This is a genomic window from Burkholderiales bacterium (assembly GCA_015075645.1).
Classification (GTDB): domain Bacteria; phylum Pseudomonadota; class Gammaproteobacteria; order Burkholderiales; family Casimicrobiaceae; genus VBCG01.
On sequence record JABTUF010000006.1, the window covers coordinates 365,302 to 383,743 of the forward strand.

At 70.5% G+C, this 18,442-nt stretch carries 22 protein-coding genes and 2 pseudogenes; 10 read left to right on the forward strand and 14 right to left on the reverse strand.

What is annotated here, in order from left to right; all coding sequences use genetic code 11:
• Nucleotides 1-125 precede the first annotated feature (125 nt).
• The 5 genes from HS109_17250 (at nucleotide 126) to pcaF (ending at nucleotide 5,185) form a co-directional block, all read left to right on the forward strand.
• A complete protein-coding gene (locus HS109_17250) occupies nucleotides 126-1,262 on the forward strand; it encodes an ABC transporter substrate-binding protein (GenBank protein ID MBE7524118.1) in 1,137 nt (378 codons plus the stop codon).
• A 174-nt stretch (nucleotides 1,263-1,436) separates the two neighbouring features.
• Complete coding sequence (locus tag HS109_17255; GenBank protein ID MBE7524119.1) at nucleotides 1,437-2,843, forward strand: sensor histidine kinase; 1,407 nt, start codon at nucleotides 1,437-1,439, stop codon at nucleotides 2,841-2,843.
• Complete coding sequence (locus HS109_17260) at nucleotides 2,836-3,480, forward strand: response regulator transcription factor (protein ID MBE7524120.1); 645 nt, start codon at nucleotides 2,836-2,838, stop codon at nucleotides 3,478-3,480. Before HS109_17255 ends, HS109_17260 begins: the two co-directional genes overlap by 8 nt.
• Complete coding sequence (locus HS109_17265; GenBank protein ID MBE7524121.1) at nucleotides 3,477-3,749, forward strand: hypothetical protein; 273 nt, start codon at nucleotides 3,477-3,479, stop codon at nucleotides 3,747-3,749. Before HS109_17260 ends, HS109_17265 begins: the two co-directional genes overlap by 4 nt.
• A 233-nt stretch (nucleotides 3,750-3,982) precedes the next feature.
• A complete protein-coding gene (gene pcaF, locus HS109_17270) occupies nucleotides 3,983-5,185 on the forward strand; it encodes a 3-oxoadipyl-CoA thiolase (protein ID MBE7524122.1) in 1,203 nt (400 codons plus the stop codon).
• A 10-nt stretch (nucleotides 5,186-5,195) separates the two neighbouring features.
• Here pcaF and HS109_17275 read toward each other — a convergent pair whose 3' ends face one another.
• From HS109_17275 to hppD, 12 genes and pseudogenes are all read right to left on the reverse strand, one after another.
• Entirely contained in the window at nucleotides 5,196-6,179 is a 984-nt protein-coding gene (locus HS109_17275) for a TPM domain-containing protein (GenBank protein MBE7524123.1), read from the reverse strand.
• A complete protein-coding gene (locus HS109_17280; GenBank protein ID MBE7524124.1) occupies nucleotides 6,176-6,826 on the reverse strand; it encodes a hypothetical protein in 651 nt (216 codons plus the stop codon). Before HS109_17280 ends, HS109_17275 begins: the two co-directional genes overlap by 4 nt.
• 207 nt (nucleotides 6,827-7,033) lie before the next feature.
• Nucleotides 7,034-7,177 (reverse strand): annotated as a pseudogene (locus HS109_17285) (DNA-binding protein).
• A 66-nt stretch (nucleotides 7,178-7,243) separates the two neighbouring features.
• A complete protein-coding gene (locus tag HS109_17290) occupies nucleotides 7,244-7,471 on the reverse strand; it encodes a hypothetical protein (GenBank protein MBE7524125.1) in 228 nt (75 codons plus the stop codon).
• A 10-nt stretch (nucleotides 7,472-7,481) separates the two neighbouring features.
• Nucleotides 7,482-7,711 (reverse strand): annotated as a pseudogene (locus HS109_17295) (hypothetical protein).
• A 189-nt stretch (nucleotides 7,712-7,900) separates the two neighbouring features.
• On the reverse strand, nucleotides 7,901-8,725 hold the full coding sequence (locus HS109_17300; protein ID MBE7524126.1) for an OmpA family protein: 825 nt from the start codon (nucleotides 8,723-8,725) through the stop codon (nucleotides 7,901-7,903).
• Nucleotides 8,726-8,840: 115 nt separating this feature from the next.
• A complete protein-coding gene (locus HS109_17305) occupies nucleotides 8,841-9,377 on the reverse strand; it encodes a GNAT family N-acetyltransferase (GenBank protein ID MBE7524127.1) in 537 nt (178 codons plus the stop codon).
• Nucleotides 9,374-9,793 carry a cytidine deaminase gene (locus HS109_17310; protein MBE7524128.1) on the reverse strand — a complete coding sequence of 140 codons (420 nt, stop codon included), beginning with the start codon at nucleotides 9,791-9,793 and terminating at the stop codon, nucleotides 9,374-9,376. The genes HS109_17305 and HS109_17310 overlap by 4 nt, the downstream gene beginning before the upstream one ends.
• A 94-nt stretch (nucleotides 9,794-9,887) precedes the next feature.
• Complete coding sequence (locus HS109_17315; GenBank protein MBE7524129.1) at nucleotides 9,888-10,535, reverse strand: SPOR domain-containing protein; 648 nt, start codon at nucleotides 10,533-10,535, stop codon at nucleotides 9,888-9,890.
• A 17-nt stretch (nucleotides 10,536-10,552) separates the two neighbouring features.
• The gene (locus HS109_17320) at nucleotides 10,553-11,293 is read right to left on the reverse strand and encodes a type III pantothenate kinase (protein ID MBE7524130.1); all 741 of its coding nucleotides are present in this window, start codon (nucleotides 11,291-11,293) and stop codon (nucleotides 10,553-10,555) included.
• Nucleotides 11,294-11,341: 48 nt separating this feature from the next.
• Complete coding sequence (locus tag HS109_17325; GenBank protein MBE7524131.1) at nucleotides 11,342-12,433, reverse strand: biotin--[acetyl-CoA-carboxylase] ligase; 1,092 nt, start codon at nucleotides 12,431-12,433, stop codon at nucleotides 11,342-11,344.
• 194 nt (nucleotides 12,434-12,627) lie between these two features.
• Nucleotides 12,628-13,707 carry a 4-hydroxyphenylpyruvate dioxygenase gene (gene hppD / locus HS109_17330; GenBank protein MBE7524132.1) on the reverse strand — a complete coding sequence of 360 codons (1,080 nt, stop codon included), beginning with the start codon at nucleotides 13,705-13,707 and terminating at the stop codon, nucleotides 12,628-12,630.
• A gap of 145 nt (nucleotides 13,708-13,852) precedes the next feature.
• Between hppD and HS109_17335 the strand changes: the two genes are divergently transcribed.
• Nucleotides 13,853-14,329, forward strand: coding sequence for an Lrp/AsnC family transcriptional regulator (locus tag HS109_17335; protein ID MBE7524133.1), 477 nt, complete (start codon nucleotides 13,853-13,855; stop codon nucleotides 14,327-14,329).
• 34 nt (nucleotides 14,330-14,363) lie between these two features.
• Nucleotides 14,364-14,909: a YaeQ family protein gene (locus HS109_17340; protein MBE7524134.1), complete on the forward strand. Its 546-nt coding sequence runs from the start codon at nucleotides 14,364-14,366 to the stop codon at nucleotides 14,907-14,909.
• 48 nt (nucleotides 14,910-14,957) lie between these two features.
• Here HS109_17340 and HS109_17345 read toward each other — a convergent pair whose 3' ends face one another.
• Complete coding sequence (locus HS109_17345; protein MBE7524135.1) at nucleotides 14,958-15,926, reverse strand: AraC family transcriptional regulator; 969 nt, start codon at nucleotides 15,924-15,926, stop codon at nucleotides 14,958-14,960.
• A gap of 151 nt (nucleotides 15,927-16,077) precedes the next feature.
• Between HS109_17345 and HS109_17350 the strand changes: the two genes are divergently transcribed.
• Both HS109_17350 and HS109_17355 read left to right on the forward strand, forming a co-directional pair.
• Complete coding sequence (locus HS109_17350; protein MBE7524136.1) at nucleotides 16,078-16,557, forward strand: GFA family protein; 480 nt, start codon at nucleotides 16,078-16,080, stop codon at nucleotides 16,555-16,557.
• Between the two features lie 179 nt (nucleotides 16,558-16,736).
• Entirely contained in the window at nucleotides 16,737-17,180 is a 444-nt protein-coding gene (locus HS109_17355) for a DoxX family protein (GenBank protein ID MBE7524137.1), read from the forward strand.
• Here the strand turns inward: HS109_17355 and HS109_17360 are convergent, their stop codons facing one another.
• Nucleotides 17,181-17,900 carry an MBL fold metallo-hydrolase gene (locus HS109_17360; protein MBE7524138.1) on the reverse strand — a complete coding sequence of 240 codons (720 nt, stop codon included), beginning with the start codon at nucleotides 17,898-17,900 and terminating at the stop codon, nucleotides 17,181-17,183.
• Between the two features lie 249 nt (nucleotides 17,901-18,149).
• Here HS109_17360 and HS109_17365 point away from each other — a divergent pair, with 249 nt between their 5' ends.
• Nucleotides 18,150-18,434 carry a hypothetical protein gene (locus HS109_17365; GenBank protein MBE7524139.1) on the forward strand — a complete coding sequence of 95 codons (285 nt, stop codon included), beginning with the start codon at nucleotides 18,150-18,152 and terminating at the stop codon, nucleotides 18,432-18,434.
• Nucleotides 18,435-18,442: the final 8 nt, after the last annotated feature.

Below are 18,442 nucleotides of genomic sequence, written 5' to 3' on the forward strand. Positions count from 1 at the left end.
AGGACTCCGCTCGCCGCGCCGATTGAACACCCGGGCCAAACCCGTGTACCCTTGACGCCCCCGATGACCCGGACCCTCTGCGGGCCGGGTGATTTCGCCACATCTCCCCGATGAAGGAGTCCAGCATGATTCGCCTTTCCCGCCTGCTCGTCGCAGGCCTCGCGCTCGCTGCCGCGCCGCTCTTCGCGCAGCCGATCAAGATCGCCGGGCTGGTGGAGCTCTCCGGCGCCGGCGCGACGGCCGGCACCAATTTCGACAACGGCGCGAAGCTCGCCGTCAAGGAAATCAACGCCGCCGGCGGTATCCTCGGCCGCCAGGTCCAGTACACGTCGGGCGACACCCAGTCGAACCCGGGCGTCGCCAAGGCGCTCGCCCAGAAGGCCGTCGACGACGGCGTCTACGTCGTGATGGGGCCGGTGTTCTCCGGCTCGATCCTCGTGAGCATGGACGAGACGCGGCGCGCCGGCATCCCCAACTTCACCGGTGGCGAGGCCGCGTCGATCACGCAGAAGGGCAACCCGTACATCTTCCGCACCTCGTTCACGCAGGCGGCCGCGATGCCGAAGGTCGCGCGCTACATCAAGAACGGGCTCAAGGCCAGGACCGTCGACGTCATGTGGGTCAACAACGACTTCGGCAAGGGCGGCCGCGACATGATCGTGAAGGCGCTCGAGGCCGAAGGCGTCAAGGTCGGCGCCGACATCTCGACCGACCCCGGCCAGGTCGACTTCTCGTCGCCGGTGCTGAAGGCGAAGCAGTCGAACTCGGACGCGCTGTTCGTGTACACGAACGAGGAGGAGTCGGCGCGTGCGCTGCGCGAACTCCGCAAGCAGGGGTATTCGAAGCCGATCATCGGCGAAACCACGCTCACCGGCCAGAAGGTGATCGAACTCGCGGGCGAGGCGGCCAACGGCGCGATCGCCCACGTCGGACTCACCGCGGACGCACCGCTGCCGACGATCAGGAAGTTCGACGAGGCGTTCCAGCGCGAGTACCGCGCCAAGTCGGACCACAACGGGCTCAAGGGTTACACGGCGATGTACTTCGTCAAGGTGATGACCGAACGCATCGGCAAGGTCGACGGCAAGGCGTTCGCGGCCGCGATGCACGGGGCGAAGATGACCGTGAAGGACAACCCCGGCATCCTGATGGACGTCACGTTCGACCAGAACGGCGACCTCGACCGCGAGAGCTTCCTCACCAAGGTCGTCAACGGCAAGCAGGTGGTGGTCGAGACGCTGCCCCCGCTCGGCGCGAAGTAGCGCATCCGCGTTTCACCGCACCGGGGCGCCCGCCGCGCGGGGGCCCCGATGTCGGCGCCGCGGCGCCTCCGCGAGCGCTTCGGCAACCCGGGTTCGCGCCGACGCAAGTCCCGCCGCGCATCCGACCTTGGTCCGTGGTCGGCTCCCGCAGCAGGGAGTACGCTTCGCGCCGTCATGGACTGGTTCCGCCGCCTGACGCTCTCGACGCAGTTCTTCGTCGCGAGCTTCCCGATCCTGCTCGCGGGCATGCTCGTGATCGGCTTCGTCGTCGAGCATGAGATCGAGCGCGGCGTCGTGCGGCGCATCGCCGAGGTCCAGAGCCTCTACGTCGACAGCCTCGTGGCGCCGAACCTCGCCGCGCTCCTCGCCGATCCGCGCGATCCGGCGCACCGCGACCGACTGGACACACTCTTCTCGGACACGCCGCTCGGCAGGAAGCTCGTCGCCTTCATCCTGTGGCGACCGGACGGTACGGTGCTCTACAGCAACGAGCACGCGTTGATCGGCCGGGTGCTGCCGATCGGTCCCGGCCTCGCGACCGCGATGGGCGGGGGCATCTACTCGAAGGTGATCGATCGACGCGAACAGCCGCACGACTACGCGCAGCGCGGCTGGCCGGACCGGCTGATCGAGACCTATGCGCCGGTTCCCGCGCAGGGGCAGGGCGGCGCGCGCGCGATCGCCGAGTTCTACCAGACGACCGACGAACTCGACCGCGCGATGACGCTCGCCCGGACCCGAACCTGGGGCACGGTCGCGGCGACCACGGTCGCGATGCTGGTCATCCTCTCCGGCCTCGTGCGGCGCGCGAGCCGCACGATCGTCGAGCAACGCCGGGAACTCAATGCACGCGTCGCCGAACTCTCCGCTCTGCTCGACGCGAACCAGCGGCTCGACGCGAAGGTTCGCCGCGCGGCCGCCGAGACGACGACGCTCAGCGAGCGCTTCCTGCGCCGCGTCGCGGCGGACCTGCACGACGGCCCGGCCCAGGACCTGGGCTTCGCGCAGATGCGGCTGGTTTCGATGACCGAAGGCGCGGCGCGCACCGACGGATCGTCCACGCTCGTGGTTGCGGCGTCGGATCTCGCGGCGGTGCGGACCGCGGTCGACACCGCGATGGCCGACCTGCGTTCGATCTCCGCCGGACTTCAACTCCCCGAAATCGAGCGCCTCGCGCCCACCGAGATCGCGGCGCGCGCGGTGCGCGATTACGAACGCAAGACCGGCGCGTCGGTCGCATGGAGCGGTTCGGGCGAGGCGGGCGAGGCGCCGCTCGCGGTCAAGATCGCGATCTACCGGGTGCTGCAGGAACTCCTCGCCAACGGCCTGCGGCACGCGGGCGGGGTAGGCCAGACGGTGGACCTCACGTCGACCGCGGACCAGGTGACGCTGCGCGTCGGCGATCGCGGACAGGGGTTCGACGCGAAGGCGGCGGGCACGCGCGATCGCGGTGGCATCGCCGGCATGCGCGAGCGCGTGGAGGCGCTCGGCGGTGTCTTCGAACTCGTCTCGACGCCGGGCGCGGGCACCGTCGCGCACGTGCGCCTGCCGCTCCGTCTCCCGGAGGCCGGACATGCCTGACGCGATCAGCGTCCTCGTCGTCGACGACCATCCGATCTTCCGTTCGGGTGTCGTGCACGGCCTCGCGGGCGAGCCGGGGATCGCGGTCGTCGGCGCGGCCGACTCGGGCGAGGCCGCGCTGCGCATGGCGCGCGAACTCCTGCCCGACGTCGTGCTGCTCGACGTCAGCATGCCCGGCTGGGACGGTCTCGCCACCGCCGAGCGCATCGCGACCGCGTGCCCCGCCACCGCGATCCTGATGCTCACGGCGTCCGAGGACCAGGACCGCTTGCTGGCGGCCTTCAAGGCCGGCGCGCGCGGCTACGTGCTGAAAGGCGTGTCGGTGGGCGAACTCGCGCAGGCGATCCGCGGCGCGGTGGCCGGCGAAGTGGTCGTGTCGCCGCCGCTCGCCTCGGAAATGCTGGCGCTCCTCACGCGCGGTCGCGCGCCCGATCCGCTGCAGGAACTGACCGAGCGCGAGCGCGACATCCTCGCCCTCATCGGACGCGGCCTCACCAACCGGGCGATCGGCGAGCGGCTCGGGCTCACGGAGAAGACGATCAAGCACCACGTGACCAACATCCTGCAGAAGCTGCAGGTCCGCAGCCGCGTCGAGGCGGCGCTCATCGCCGCGAAGCGCCTGGAGACCGCGCGATGAGCGCTTCGCCTGCCGCGCCCGGGGCCGACCGCGCGGTCCTCACGTCGCTGGGCGTGCGCGGCCCGCTCACCGACACCGAGGCCGCGCTCTACGTCCGCTACTTGCGCGCGCTCGCGCTCCTGTGCGAATGCCGCCCCTACCTCGACGAGCCGGACTACGCCGGCCTGATCGACGAACTGCTCGACGACGCCGCGTCGCACTATCCGTTCGACGTCGAGCGCGACGGCGATCGTCGCGGCCTCGTGCCGCGCGTCCCGCCCAGCGACTGAACCGCGCGCCCCGGTCCTGCGCGCGGGTCCGTCTTGCAACGGACCTGCTCCACCCTCGCCTCGGCGCTCGATGCGCCGCCACCGGGCACACCGCCGCCACTGACAACCGTCAACCGACTCCTGACTTCTGCCTTCGATTATCCTAGGAGGCTAGCCGACGCGTTGCCCCGCGATCGCACTCCCGCTGCCCTCGCCCGCGTCCGTCCCCGCCACCGCACCTCCCGGAGTCCATGATGACCGAAGCCTTCCTCTGCGACGCGATCCGCACGCCGTTCGGGCGCTACGGCGGAGCCCTCGCAGCGATGCGCACCGACGACCTCGCGGCGGCGCCGATCCGCGCGCTCGTCGAGCGCAACGCGCGCGTCGACTGGGAGGCGGTCGACGACGTCGTCTACGGCTGCGCGAACCAGGCCGGCGAGGACAACCGCAACGTCGCGCGCATGGCGCTGCTGCTCGCGGGTCTGCCGCCGGTGGTGCCCGGGACGACGGTGAACCGGCTGTGCGGTTCGAGCCTCGATGCGATCGCGATCGCCGCGCGCGCGATCAGGGCCGGCGAGCAGTCGCTGGTGATCGCCGGCGGCGTCGAGAGCATGTCGCGCGCGCCGTTCGTGCAGGCGAAGGCGACCGAGGCCTACTCGCGCGCGGCGAAGATCGAGGACACGACGATCGGCTGGCGCTTCGTCAACCCGGTGATGAAGGCGAAGTACGGCATCGACTCGATGCCCGAGACCGCCGAGAACGTCGCCGCGGAGTTCCGCATCGCGCGCGCCGACCAGGACGCCTTCGCGCTGCGCTCGCAGCAGCGCGCGGCCGACGCGATCGCGGCCGGGCGTTTGGCCGAGGAGATCGTCACCGTGCACGTTCCTTCGCGCAAGGGAGATCCGGTGGCCGTCGACCGCGACGAGCACCCGCGCGCGACCACGCTCGAGTCGCTCGCGAAGCTGAAGGGCGTCGTGCGTCCCGACGGCACGGTCACCGCGGGCAACGCGTCGGGCGTCAACGACGGCGCCTGCGCGACGATCGTCGCGTCCGAGGCTGCAGCGAGGAAGCACGGGCTCGTGCCGCGCGCGCGCATCGTCGCCTCCGCGGTGGCCGGCGTGCCGCCGCGCATCATGGGCATCGGTCCGGCGCCGGCGACGCGCAAGGCGCTCGCGCTCGCGAAGCTTCGTGTCGGCGACCTCGACGTGATCGAGTTGAACGAAGCGTTCGCGGCTCAGGCGCTCGCGGTGACGCGCGACCTGGGCCTGCCCGACGACGCCGCGCACGTGAACCCGAACGGCGGCGCGATCGCGCTCGGCCACCCGCTCGGTGCGTCGGGCGCGCGGCTCGCGACCACCGCCAGCTACGAACTCGCGCGCCGCCAGGGCCGCTACGCGCTCGCGACGATGTGCATCGGCGTGGGACAGGGCATCGCGCTCGTGCTCGAGCGCGCCTGACGACGGCGCGCTACCAGCTCCCCGACGCGCCACCGCCGCCGGAGCTGCCGCCGCCGCCCGAGAATCCTCCGCCGCTCGACGACGAGCCGCTCGACCAGCCGCCCGAACTGCGGCCGCTCGACATGACGAACCCGCCGATCGACGTACTGCCCTTGGACTTCATCTCCTTCGCGGCCTTGACGTACCAGTCCTGCCGCGACAGCACGAGCTTCGCGATCGGGTAGCCGACCACGTAGATGACGAGCAGCGTGAGCGCGCCCTTCACCCCGACGATGATGATCGGGAACATCGCCCAGAACGGAATCAGGAACACGTAGAGGAACCAGCCGACGCCGGGCGTCATCACGCCGATCACGGTGAAGAGCCCGATGATCCCGAAGATGAACGCGCCGAGCAGGATGCGCATCGGCCACGGCGGGAGGTCGGCCTCGATGTCCATGAACGAGCGCGACGAGCTCGACGACGACGCGCTCGAGGCGCCTGCGCTCCCCCAGTCGCCCTGGCCCTCGAGCGTCTGCACGATGGCCTGGACGCCCGCGATCACGCCGCCGTCGAAGTCGCCGCCCTTGAACTTCGGCGCCATCGCCTCGCGGATGATGCGCGACGCCGCCGCGTCGGTGAGCGAGCCCTCGAGCCCGTAGCCCACCTCGATGCGCATCTTGCGCTCCGAAGGCGCCACGATCACGAGCACGCCGTTGTCCTTGCCCTTCTGCCCGAGCTTCCACGTCTCGAACACGCGGGTCGCGAAGCCCTCGATGCTCTCGCCGTCGAGCGTGCCCATCGTCAGCACGACGATCTGGTCGCCGGTCGCCTGCTCGCGCGCCGCGGAGATCTGCGCGATCTTCTCCCGCGTTCCCGCCGACAGGATGCCCGCCTCGTCGACGACGCGGCCGGAGAGATAGGGCACGTCCACCGCGAACGCGAGCGTCGCGAACAGCGTTGCGGCGAACGCGAGCGCGCATGCGGCGGAGCGTGCTGCGACGTTCGCGGTCATTCCGGCGCCTCCCCTTCCTCGACGGTCGCGTCGGGAAGCTCGTTGGCGCTCCTGCCGTCGCCGGAGAAGCCGCGAGAGGAGAGCAGGCGGTCGAGCGCCTCCAGCCCCGCGAGCAGAGCCTCGTGCGGCCGGTTCTCGCGCAGCAGCGGCACCATCGGCGGGATCACGCTCCCCCACTCGTTCGCCGCGATCCGGCCGTCGTAGCCGATGTCGGCGATGACCTCGACGCGATGCTCGAACTTCGATACGAGGATCAGGATGCCCAGCCGCCGGCGGGTGCGGAAGAGCTGGCGTTCGAGGAAGAACGCCTGCGCGAACTGCCGGACCTCGGTTTCGGCGCGCGACTTCGACAGGAACAGCCGCGCGAACGCGGGGACGAAGATCGCGAGCAGCGCGACCCCGGCGCCGGTCAGCATCACCGCCGCGAGCGCGAGCACGAGCGTCGTCGAGGTCGCCCACTCCGGCCGCAGCACGTCGCCGAGCGCGAGCACGAGCGCGACCAGCGCGCCGGCGAGCGCGCCCGCGCGCCACGGCAACTCCAGATAGACATCCGCCTTCGCGATCGAGGCGGTGACGACCTCGACGCCGCGCGCCCGCTCGAGGGTCGCGACGCGTGCGGCGATCGCGGAGGCCTGAGCGTCGGTCATGCCGGGCTGCCTGCGCGCCGGCGGACGTGGCGGCGCGTGATGACGGGCGCAACCGCTGCGCGACGTCCCATCGTCGCATCGGCGTTCCGTGAGGTCGAGCGCTCGCGTCGAGCAGCGGGCTGCTCATCATGTCCGTCGACGTAGCCACCGCGCCGCCGGCCGGACTTCCGTTCGATCGTCAGGTTCGGGTTCGCCTCCAACCGAGCCTCACGCCGCCTGCAGGAGAAACGCGACCTTCGCCGCCTGGTAGGGGAATACGATCCCCCCGCCTTCGGCGCGCTCGAGCACACCGGCATCGAGCAATGCGGTGACGTCTCCGTGAACGGCCTTGACGTCCCTCCCGACGCGGCGGCGGCAGAAGCACAATCCTGCGGGGCCTTGCCGCCGCCGTGAAGCGGTGTCGGCTTGAACGCGAGGTCAGGCCGCTTGCAACACACGACGGCGAACGGCTTGCGGGAGTTCGACTGGCACAAAGAACGCTTCGGGATACAGGTAGTCATCGCCCGATTCATCGATGATTCGAAGCTGACCATGCTTCGACGCCTCCGCGTCGGAGATGGCATCGTACAGTTTCCTCCGTTCGAGTGAAGCCGCATATCCATCGTTCTTGACGCAAACCACGAACTGTCTCGATCTCGATGCCATGGGTCAGATATCAGAGAAAACGGTTGATCTTGAACTCACGCTTCCCGATGCCGTTTGCCTCGTACCAGTGCAACTCCGCAACAAGGAATCGCCGCCGGCCAGGCGCACGCGCGCGATGCCCTTGCGCTTGCGCCATCGACCACGGCCATGGAGCTTTCGCAGGCGGCCGAGCTCGCGAATGCCGGAGCCGGTCGCGATGGTCTCCATCGCGTTGAGTTCACCGATGATCTCGAAGTGCATGGTGCCATCGTTGCGAATGGTGCGCCAGTGGTCAATTCGACACGTGGCCTGACGCTCAGCATCAGCGGCGGCGCGCAGCGCCGTCGGCTGCATGCTGTTGTTAGGCGCCTGTGGCGCATTGGGTTTCGCGCTGATCATCATCGGGTTTCTCCTGATGAAGATCGGTCGGCGTTCCTTCGCTGACCGCGGTCAGCGCGCCACCATCTCCACCCGGCGATTGGCGGACTTGCCGGCGTCGGAACGGTTTGTCTTCGCGGGGCTCAGCGACCCCACCCCATGCGCGGACAGGCGGCCCGCGGGAATCCCGTAGTGCGTGGTCAGCGCCGCCACGACGGCCTTAGCCCGGTTTAGCGACAGCGTCATGTTGTGCTCGAATGTTCCGTCCATGTCGGTATGCCCCACGATGAAGACCTGCAGCGACGGATCGGCCTTGAGGAACTGCCCAATCACGTCCAAAGCCGGCTTCGACTCTGGGGTGAGCACTGCCTTGTCGGTGTCGAAGAAGAGCCCGTCCAGCACGACCCTCCCCTCCGCCGCCAGCCCACGCTTCAGCGCCTCGGCCGTCACGGTCACCAGCCCCCTATCCATCGCCTTCGCTTCCAGGATGTCGATCTCGTGGCGGGGTTTCATCACGGCGATCGCCACGTAGATTTCCGAGTGGTCCGACACCCGTTTCGCCGACAGATACCACAGCGGAGAGGACGTGTATTTCATTCCGGTCACCCGCCCCCAGCGGCTCCCCGCCCACGACGGCCCACAGTCCTTATCTCCGCACTCGAACAGAACCGAGAACCCCGCGGCCTGCAGCGCCTCCTTGTAATTCGCGAGGATTTCGAACTGGGACCGGCCGGCCGGATTCTCGTAGAACAGACGGGAGAGGTTGCCGGTGGCCGTCATAGTACGGATGACTTCGTCGTCGGTCTTCCCCTGCGGATCGAGGGACGTCACGACCTTGTAAGTACTGTGGCCCAGGTCGTCCCGCCGCGACATCACGGATCCGTCGTACGGCTTCATGAGGGGATGATCCTGGGGCGCAGCGCCGGCGGACGACGCGGCTAGCAGGGCTCCGGCGAGAACAAGTGACGTCATTCGGGTGATGGTCATTCGTGATCTCTCCAATTGGTTCGGGTCATGAGCCACATCCAGGCTCTGCGTAGCACCTCCGTAGTGCGCGTAACGCATAGTAGACGGCATTCTCCAGCGGATTGTCGTAGTACTTCGCGCACGGCGCGAACCCGAGACTCTCGTAGAGCGCGCGCGCCTCGGTCATCCAGTCGAGCGTGTCGAGGCAGAGGGTACGGTACCCGATCGTCCGCGCAGCATCGACGATCGCACCCGCCAGCGCACGCCCGGCGCCGGTGCCGCGCGCACGCGGCTGCACGTACAGGCGCTTCACCTCGCCCACCGGCGGCGCGAACGCCGCGGGGAACGCGGACGGCGGCAGCGGGCGCAGGGCGATGCATCCGCAGGCGTCGCCCGGCGGTCCGGCGAGGAAGAGTCGCCCCTCGGGCGGCGCGTACTTGCCCGGCAGCGACGCGAGTTCGGCGTCGAAACCCTGGAAGCAGAGGTCGATGCCGATCGCGTGCGCGTACTCGACGAACAGCGCGCGCGCCAGCGCGATGTCGGCCGCACCGTTCGCGACGCGGATCGGCGGCGCGGCTTTCAATCGCGCGCGAACAGCGGCTCGAGCCAGGCCCGCGGCAGCAGATCCGCCACGCGCGAGGTCGTCTCGCCGGGCAGGATCACCTCGCACTCCAGGTTGCGCCGGTCGACCTGCACGATCAGTTCGCGGCAGCGGCCGCAGGGCGCGAGCACGCCCTCGTCGTCGAGCGCGACGATGCGCCGGATCGCGGTCTCGCGCGCCTTCAGCATCTCGGCGATCGCGGCGTGCTCGGCGCAGGTGCCGATGCCGCAGGCGAGATCGAGGTTGATGCCGGTGTAGATGCGCCCGGACGCGGTTTCGAGCGCCGCGGCCACGCCGCCGGCGGAGATCGACGGCTTCACCAACGCGAACTTGCCGAGCACGCGGCGCGCCTCGGCAACGAGCGCGTCGCGGGTGAGACGGGGAGCATCGCGGTTCATCGCGCTCCAGTCCGGTTCGAAGGGCCGGACAGGCTACGCTTTCACGGCGGAGGTGTCCACCCGCCGCGGCGTCAGGCGAACGGGGGTCGGCCGCTCAGGCCCGCTCGCAGGTTCCGACCTTGAACTCGGTGCCGGGATATCCCGTCGAGAGTTCGCGCATCTTCGCGACTGCATTCGCCGGCGGGTCGCGGACGACGAGCAGCGACTGAGTCACCGGCTGCGTGCGCCGCGTGGCGGCCGGGAGCGCGACGCCCAGGCGCGCGAGTTCGCTCGCGTGGGCGTTCGCCGCATCCTCGGTGCGGAACGCGCCGATCGCCACCGTGTAGCGGCCGCCGGGCGCGTCGACGACCGACACGTCGCGCAGGTTCATCGCACGAAGCTCGCCCGCGCGCCGGTCGGCCGCCGCGCGGTTCGAGTACGGCGCGAGCATCGGCGACCACAGTCCGGCCACGTCGACGCGCCGCGTCGACGTGAGCTTGCCGATCCCGAGCGGCTCGAGATCGGCGAGCACCTTCGCGCGTTCCGCGTCGCTGAACGGGCCCCATTCGACGCACACGTCGGCGAGCGAGGCGACCTTCGCCGGTCCGAGCGCCGCGACCTCCTGCGGCGAAAGGAGCTTGATCTTGTCGGGCTGCACCTGCTCGGAGAGCCGGACGGCCTCGCCGCTCGATCCGCCGTCGAGGCGTGTGTACGCGAACAGCGTCAGGTTCGCGAGGAGGAGCAGGACGAGGACGGTTCGCATGGATCGCCGCGGCCGGCTCACGCATCCGCGAGCGCCAGCGCGCCTTCGAGCACGAGATTATCCACGACCTCCACCGGCGCAGCGAGATGGCGGGCGAGTTCGCCCGCGGCACCGCCGGTGACGAGGCAAGGCACCGACGCGTCACCGCGACGCAGGCGTTCGCGCACCTGCTCGATCGCGCCGGTCGCGGCGGCGAGCACGCCGGTCGCCGCGGCGTCGGCGTTGCTGGTCGGAAAGTCGCTCCACTGCCCCCGCACCCTGCGCCACGCCGCCGACGCCTCGCCCAGCGCCTTCTGCATCGCGTTCAATCCGGGCAGCGCGAGTCCGCCGCGAAACACGCCGTCCTCGTCGAGCGCGTCGACGGTGATGAGCGTGCCTGCGCCGACGACGACGCGCGCGGCCGACGCGTCCGGATCGTCGAGCGCGCGGCGGCGGGCCGCGACGAGCGAGGTCCAGCGCGCCGGCGAGAGCGTCGCCGGTTCCTCGTAGCGATTGACGACGCCGCCCGCCTCGGCCGCGGGCACGATCCAGCGCATCGGGACGCGCCAGCGCGCGAGCTGCGCTTCCACGCGCACGCGCTGCGCTTCGCCGGCGGCGTTGACCCCGAGCGCACGCGAAGGCCGCGCGAGGTTCTGCCACTCGCGCAGGACCAGCGTGCCGATCTCGTTGTTCGCGACGACGCCCTGCGCCACCCAGCCGCGCGGGCCGGCGAGGCCCCACTTCATGCGCGAGCCGCCGATGTGGACGACGAGGATCATGTTCGGGGGTGACGCGAAGCGTCCGCCCGAATCACGGCGCCGGCCCCGTTACGCGCGCCGGAGCGAGAGTTCGCCGGAGAGGAAGCGCAGGCGGCGCGGGCCGTCGGCGAGCACCAGCGCCCCGCTCGCATCGACGCCGGCGACGCTGCCCTTCACCGCGCCGCCGTCGGGAAGCACGAGCTTCACCGGCTTGCCCTGGTAGGCGTGACGCTGCTGCCATTCGGCGGCGATCGGCGCGAAACCGTGCTCGGCGTAGGCCGCGAGCATCGACGCGACCTCGGAGATCAGGCGGGCGAGCACGCGATTGCGGTCGACCGCCTTCGCGCCGCGGCCGGCGACGGTCTGCAGGTCGGTCACCGGCTGCGGAATCTCACGGCGCACTTCGCGCGGCATCCGCACGTTGACGCCGACGCCGACGACGACCGTCGACGGGCCGAGCGCGTCGCCGTTCAGTTCGATCAGGATGCCGCCCAGCTTGTGGTGGCGGAACACGAGATCGTTCGGCCACTTGAGTTCGACGCCGTCGAAGCCTTCCTTCTCGAGCGCGCGCGCGACGGCCACGCCCATCGCGAGCGACAGCCCCGCGAGGAAGCCTGCGCCCTGCTCGAAGCGCCAGCCGATCGAGAACGTGATCGAGCCGCCGGCGACCGCGGTCCACGCGCGGCCCTGACGGCCGCGTCCCGAGGTCTGCCACTCGGCGGCGAGCACCGCGCCGTGGATGTCGCGACGCGGCGCGCGGCGGAGCAACTCGCTCGAGGTCGAGTCCATCTGGTCGGAGACCTCGATCTGCAGCGCGGGCGGCGTCGGATCGATGACCGGACGGTCGTTGCCGTTGAGCGCGAGGTCTTCCTCGACCGGCGCCTGCGGCTTGGGGGCGGGCGTACCGGGCTTGGCGACCTTGGCGCCGAAGTCCACGAGCATCGAGCGGACCGCATTGGCGTCGAGGAAATCGGGCGCGGCCTTGAGACGGTAGCCGAGGCCACGCACCCGTTCGAGCGACAGGCCCGCGGTCTCCGCCTGCCGCAGGAGCTGCGAAACGCGGGCGCGCGTCAGCCCCACCTTCGCGGCGAGGTCCTCGCCCGAGTGGAAATCGCCATCCGAAAGCTGGCGCAGCAGCGTGAAACTGAGCGGAGTAAGCACTAACCTTCCTCGGCCCGCAGCAAAGCCTTGAAGTGTAACAGAAAGGGGCGAAAAACACACCCCCATTCGGCCCTCCCGGTCGAACTTGGGGCCCGATTCTGATCCCGCAAGGGGCTCGGGGGCCGCCTGCCCCAGGTTGGAGCACGCTGCGCCGCGGAAATTCCCGGCCCGGGCGACGTTCCCGCCCGCGACGGTCAGGTCTTCAGCACCCCGCGCCGGATCTGGTCGAGTTCGATCGACTCGAACAGCGCGCGGAAATTGCCCTCGCCGAAGCCCTCGTTGCCCTTGCGCTGGATGATCTCGAAGAAGATCGGCCCGATCGCGTTCTTCGTGAAGATCTGCAGCAGCATCTCGTCGCGCGCGGGGGCGCCGTCGAGCAGGATGCGGTTCCGTCGCAGGCGCTCGGTGTCCTCGCGGTGTCCGGGGAGGCGGGTCGCGAGCTGCTCGTAGTAGGTGTCGAGCGTGTCCTGGAACGCGACGCCGCGCGCGGTCAGCGCCTCCACCGTCGCGTGGATGTCGGCGGTCGACAGCGCCACGTGCTGGATGCCCTCGCCGCGGTAGTCGACGAGGTACTCCTGGATCTGGCTCTTGTCGTCGGACGACTCGTTGATCGGGATGCGGATCTTGCCGCAGGGGCTCGTCATCGCCTTCGACTTCAACCCGGTGAGCTTGCCCTCGATGTCGAAGTAGCGGACCTCGCGGAAGTTGAACAGTCGCTCGTAGAAGCCGGCCCACTCGTCCATCCGCCCGCGGTACACGTTGTGCGTCAGGTGGTCGATCGAGGCGAGCCCCGCGCCCGCCGGATGCTGGTCGACACCCGGCAGCGGCACGAAGTCGATGTCGTAGATCGACACGCCGCGTCCGTCGCGCTCGTAGCGGTCGACGAGGTAGACGAGCGAGTCGCCGATGCCCTTGATCGCTGGGATCGCGAGTTCCATCGGCGCCGGATGCGATTCGACGCCCCACGCGCCGTTCGCCACGCAGGCCTTGTACGCGCGCGCCGCGTCCGCGACGCGGAAGGCGATCGCGCAGATCGACGGCCCGTGCACGCGCGCGAACGACTGCGCGAACGATGCGGGCTCGGCGTTGACGATGAAGTTCACGCCGCCCTGCCGGTAGAGCAGCACGTTCTTGCTGCGGTGCTTCGCGACCGCGACGAAACCCATCCGCTCGAACAGCGCACCGAGCGCCGCCGGATCGGGCGCCGCGTACTCGATGAACTCGAAACCGTCGGTCCCGAGCGGGTTGTCCCACAGGTCGGTGCGCGTTCCCATCGGTCCTCCCGGAAGTGTCGCGGCGCGCCTTTCGGCCGGCCGGAAGCCTACGAGGATACGCCCGACCGCGGCGCATGATTCTTGCGTCCATGTGCCTGTTGGCGCATGATTCATGCCCACTCCTGCCCCGCCCCCCCCGCAACCGATGACCACGACCCCCGCCCCCGAACTCGACCGCATCGACCGGCGCATCCTCGCGATCCTGCAGGAGCAGGGCCGCATGTCGGTGGCCGACCTCGCGCCGAAGGTCGCGCTCTCCGCCGCGCCGTGCCTGCGCCGGATGCGCCGCCTCGAGGAAGCCGGCGTGATCGCGCGCTACGCCGCGATCCTCGATCCGCGCAAGCTGGGCCTCGGGCTCACCGCGCACCTCGAGGTGCAGCTCGACAAACAGGCCGAGCACGCGCGGAGCACGTTCCGCAAGGCGGTGGGGCGCTGGCCCGAGGTGCTCGCCTGCTTCGCGCTGTCCGGCCAGTGGGACTATTCGATGAAGGTCGTCGCGACCGATCTCGACGCCTACGCGAAGTTCCTGATGGAGAAGGTGATCGCGCTGCCGGTCGTCGTGAACGTGCAGTCGTCGTTCGTGCTGGAGACGGTCAAGGACACGAGCGCGCTGCCGGTGTGACGGTCCCCGCGCGGGCCCCGGATACACTCCGGCCATGGCGCTCAAGGCGACCGTCTTCAAGGCGGACCTCTCGGTCGCGGACATCGACCGCGGCGTCTACGCCGACCACGCGCTGACGCTCGCGCGCCACCCGTCCGAGACCGACGAGCGCCTGATGGTGCGGCTCCTCGCGTTCGCGCTGCACGCCGACGAGCGCCTCGCGTTCGGCCGCGGCTTGAGCGCGGAGGACGAGCCCGATCTCGCGTTGCGCGATCTCTCCGGCGAGATCGTCGAGTGGATCGACGTGGGGCTGCCCGACGAGCGCGAGGTGCGCAAGGCCTGCGGGCGCGCGCGTTCGGTGTTCGTCTACGCCTACGGCGGCCGCGCCGCCGCGCTGTGGTGGACGAAGGCCGCGGCCACGCTCGAGCGCCAGCCGACGCTCACCGTGCGCGAGGTTCCCGAGGAAGCGAGCGCGGCGCTGTCCGCGCTCGCAGCGCGCACGATGGCACTGCAGGTGACGATCCAGGACGGGCACGCGATCGTGTCCGGAGGCGAACACGTCGTCGCGCTCGACCTCGTGACGCTGAAGGCGCCGGCGTAGCCGCCCGCGCCCGGCGGACGGGGAGCGTACGCCGGTCTCCGCCCGCCGTCAGGCTCGGCCCAGCCTGCGCCACGCCGCCGGCGGGACGCCGAACTCGCGCTTGAACGCGCGGCCGAACGCGGCGTTGGAGTCGTAGCCCGCGCGCTCCGCGATGCGCGCGATCGCCTCGTCGTGCGCACGCAGCGCCTGTGCGGCGAGCGCGAGCCGCCAGCGCGTCAGGTAGACCATCGGCGGCTCGCCGACGAGTTCGGCGAATCGCTCGCCGAACGACGAGCGCGACAGCGCCGCTTCCCGCGCGAGCGCGTCGACCGTCCAGTCGTGTTCCGGCCGGCCGTGGAGGGCGGAGAGCGCGCGGCCGACATGGGCGTCGCGCAATCCGGCGAACCAGCCGGCTCCGACCGGCGGCAGCGTCGCGACGTAGCGCCGCATCGCCTCGACGAACAGCAGTTCGGCGACCTTGACACGCGCCGAACCCGAGCCCGTCGCCTCGGACGCCGACTCGCGAACGCCGGTGCGCATCAGTTCGCGCACGAGTCCGGAGGCCGGACCCTCGCCGACGCCCACGCGCAGCATCGGGGGCAGCGTCTCGATCAGCGGGCGCAGCAGCGCACGCTGGCCGATGAGATAGCTGCAGACGAAGCGCGTCTTCTCGCCGTCGCCGCCGGCGCGCATGCGGATCAGGTGCGGGTCGGACAGGTCGGCCGCGGAGACGAGCGCGTCGGTGTCCGCGGGCGCGAGGTGCACGTCGCTTCCCACCAGGTGATGGTCGTCGCGCGGAAACAGGATGACGTCGCCCGCCGAGAGTTCGACCGGCGCCCCGCCTTCCGCCAGGCGCACGCGGCAGGCGCCCTCGGTCACGTGGTGGAAATAGACGACGTGCTCGCCTGGCCGGAGCGCCCGGTGCACGCCCGGCAATCCGTAGCTTGCGCGCATGCACCACGGCGCGCCGAACTCCGCGGCGAGGTAGACGGCGCCGTCCAGCCGGACCGCCCGAAGGACTTCCGAGAGGGCATCCACGGTCATTCGATCAAGGAACGCGGCGCCGCGATCAACGCGGAACTGCCGCCGGTTTCCATAGTAGCAACCCGCGGGTCGTCGTCCCGCGCGGCGCCGCCGCCCGACGACTCGCGGCCGGGCCGATCGCCCGGTCACTTCGAGGACGAACGCCATGCCACTCGACGACAAGCCCCATGCGACACCCGCCGATGCCGACCGTGAACGGGCCGCGACCCATGCCGGCGCGTGCTTCTGCGGCAGCGTTCGCTTCGAGGTCGCGGGCGCGCCCGAAGCGATGGGCTACTGCCACTGCGACTCCTGCCGCCGCTGGTCGGCCGGTCCGGTCAACGCGTTCACGCTGTGGAAGCCCGACGCGCTGCGGGTCACGCAGGGCGCCGACCACATCGGCACCTACCGCAAGACGCCGCGAAGCGAGCGCAAGTGGTGCCGCGTCTGCGGCGGCCATCTGTTCACGCACCACCCGCACTGGAATCTCACCGACGTGTACGCGGCGGTGATTCCCGACTTCCCGTTCCATGCGGGCGTCCACGTCAACTACCACGAGACGCGGTTGCCGATGCACGACGGGCTGCCGAAGTTCCACGACGTGCCCGCCGAGATGGGCGGCAGCGGAACAACGATTCCCGAGTAGCGCGGAGGCGAAGGAAGGGGTCAGAGCCGCAATTCGGACGACGCTTCGCGTTGCCCGAATTGCGGCTCTGACCCCTTGCGATGGTCGAGCGACGTCCCGGGGGAACGAACGCGGGCATCATGCGGTCTGTCGCGCGATGCCCGCCCGTCAGGCGGGCCGCGCCATGGAGCCCGAACCCGATGACCGCGATCGACCGCAGCCGCCTCCTCTTCCCCTCGCTCGGAGGCCTCTACGACAGGCTCACCTGCGTGTCGGTGCCGCTGATGCGCCTCTGCGCGGGACTGATCCTGATGGTGCACGGCTGGCCGAAGATCCAGCAGCCGTTCAAGGCCGCGGGCATGGCCGAGAGCCTGGGCTTCGTCCCCGGCGTGTTCTGGTCACCGCTCCTGGCCGGCACCGAGTTCATCGGCGGAGCGCTGCTCGCGCTCGGGCTCCTCACGCGTTTCGCCGCGGCCGGCGCGACCGTGGTGCTGCTCGTTACCGTCTACTTCCACTGGATCGTCCAGGGCCAGGGACTCTCCGGTTCCGAGAAGTCGATCCTCTGGGCGGCGATGACGTTCTTCTTCGTCGCGCACGGCGGCGGTGCGTTCTCGGTCGATCGGAGGCTCTCGCGGGAACTCTGACTACGCGCCCAGCCGGGCGGACAGCGCGCGCAGCATCGAGGCGCCGTCGCCGCGCCACGCCGAGCCGTGCATGCACGCGAGCGTGGTGGGCGCGGTGTCCGCGAGCGCGGCGAGCACCCGGCCGGTGTTCGGCGAATGCGCGTAGTAGTCCATCCTGCTGCGGCCGGCTTCGGACGCCTCGAGGATGTCGCCTTCGGTGATCGCGTCGTGGCGATCGCCGAACTGCGTGAACAGGTCGCCGCAGAAGAGCGTGTGCGTCGTCGTCTCGGAGAGGAATCCGCATTCCCAGCCGTGCGGGACGTGGGGGGCGTCGTGCCAGCGCACCTCGCGCGCGCCGAGCGAGAGCGCTTCGCCGTCGGCGAGCGGGCGCGGCGGACGGTCGGCGAGGTCGCCGATCGACACCAGTGCGGCGATGCGCCCGCACAGCGGGACCGCGTGCGGCGCGACGGCGAGGAACGGATTGAGCGCGCCGCACTCGTCCGCCTCGACATGCGAGAACGAGACGTAGCGCAGGCGCTCGACTGGCAGCACCCGCTCGATCCCGGCGCGCACGGCGTCGAACAGCTTCCGCGGACCGGTGTGGAAGAGGAGCGGCGCCTCGTCGCGGACGAGGTACTGGTTGAACGTGAATCCGCCCGATCCGGTGCTCGGAGGGATCGCGATGCTGATGCGATAGATGCCGTCGGCGATCTCGTCGACGCCGGTGTCGTGGAGGCTCATCGGGTGTCCTTTCGGCTTCGGGTGGACCAGATCAGACGGGGCACGAGGTCCGCCGGCATGTCTCCGGCGAGGCGCGCGGCGTCCCGCGTGGAACGGTTACGCGTCGGGATCGTCCACGCCGGATGGTCGAGGAGCACGATCTCCGCGTCAACGAAGGCCGGAGCGGGTCGCAGGCGTTCGCGCCGCCCGGCATTCGAAGGGGGGTATCATGCTCGCGCCGCTCGTTCCATCGCGCGTAGGGAGCCCGCCATGCGTCCCGTCACCCGGATCTGGGCATGGACCGCCGTGTGCGTCGCCGTGCTCGCGACGCTCCGGGGTTTCTGGCCTCTGGCGCTCGCGGTCTTCCTGCTGTCGCCCGCGCCCGCGTGGGTCTTCGCCGGTCGGGGGTCCGCGGCCGGCCCGGCGACGGCCGCATGGCTGCGCGCGATCGGCATCGCGGCGGCCGTGCTCGCGCTCGTCTACGTCGCGGTCGTCGCGATGGGGGGCCTGCCGCAGATGCATGAATGGCGCGGCCTCCTGTCCGGCGCGCGATGAAGACGCGC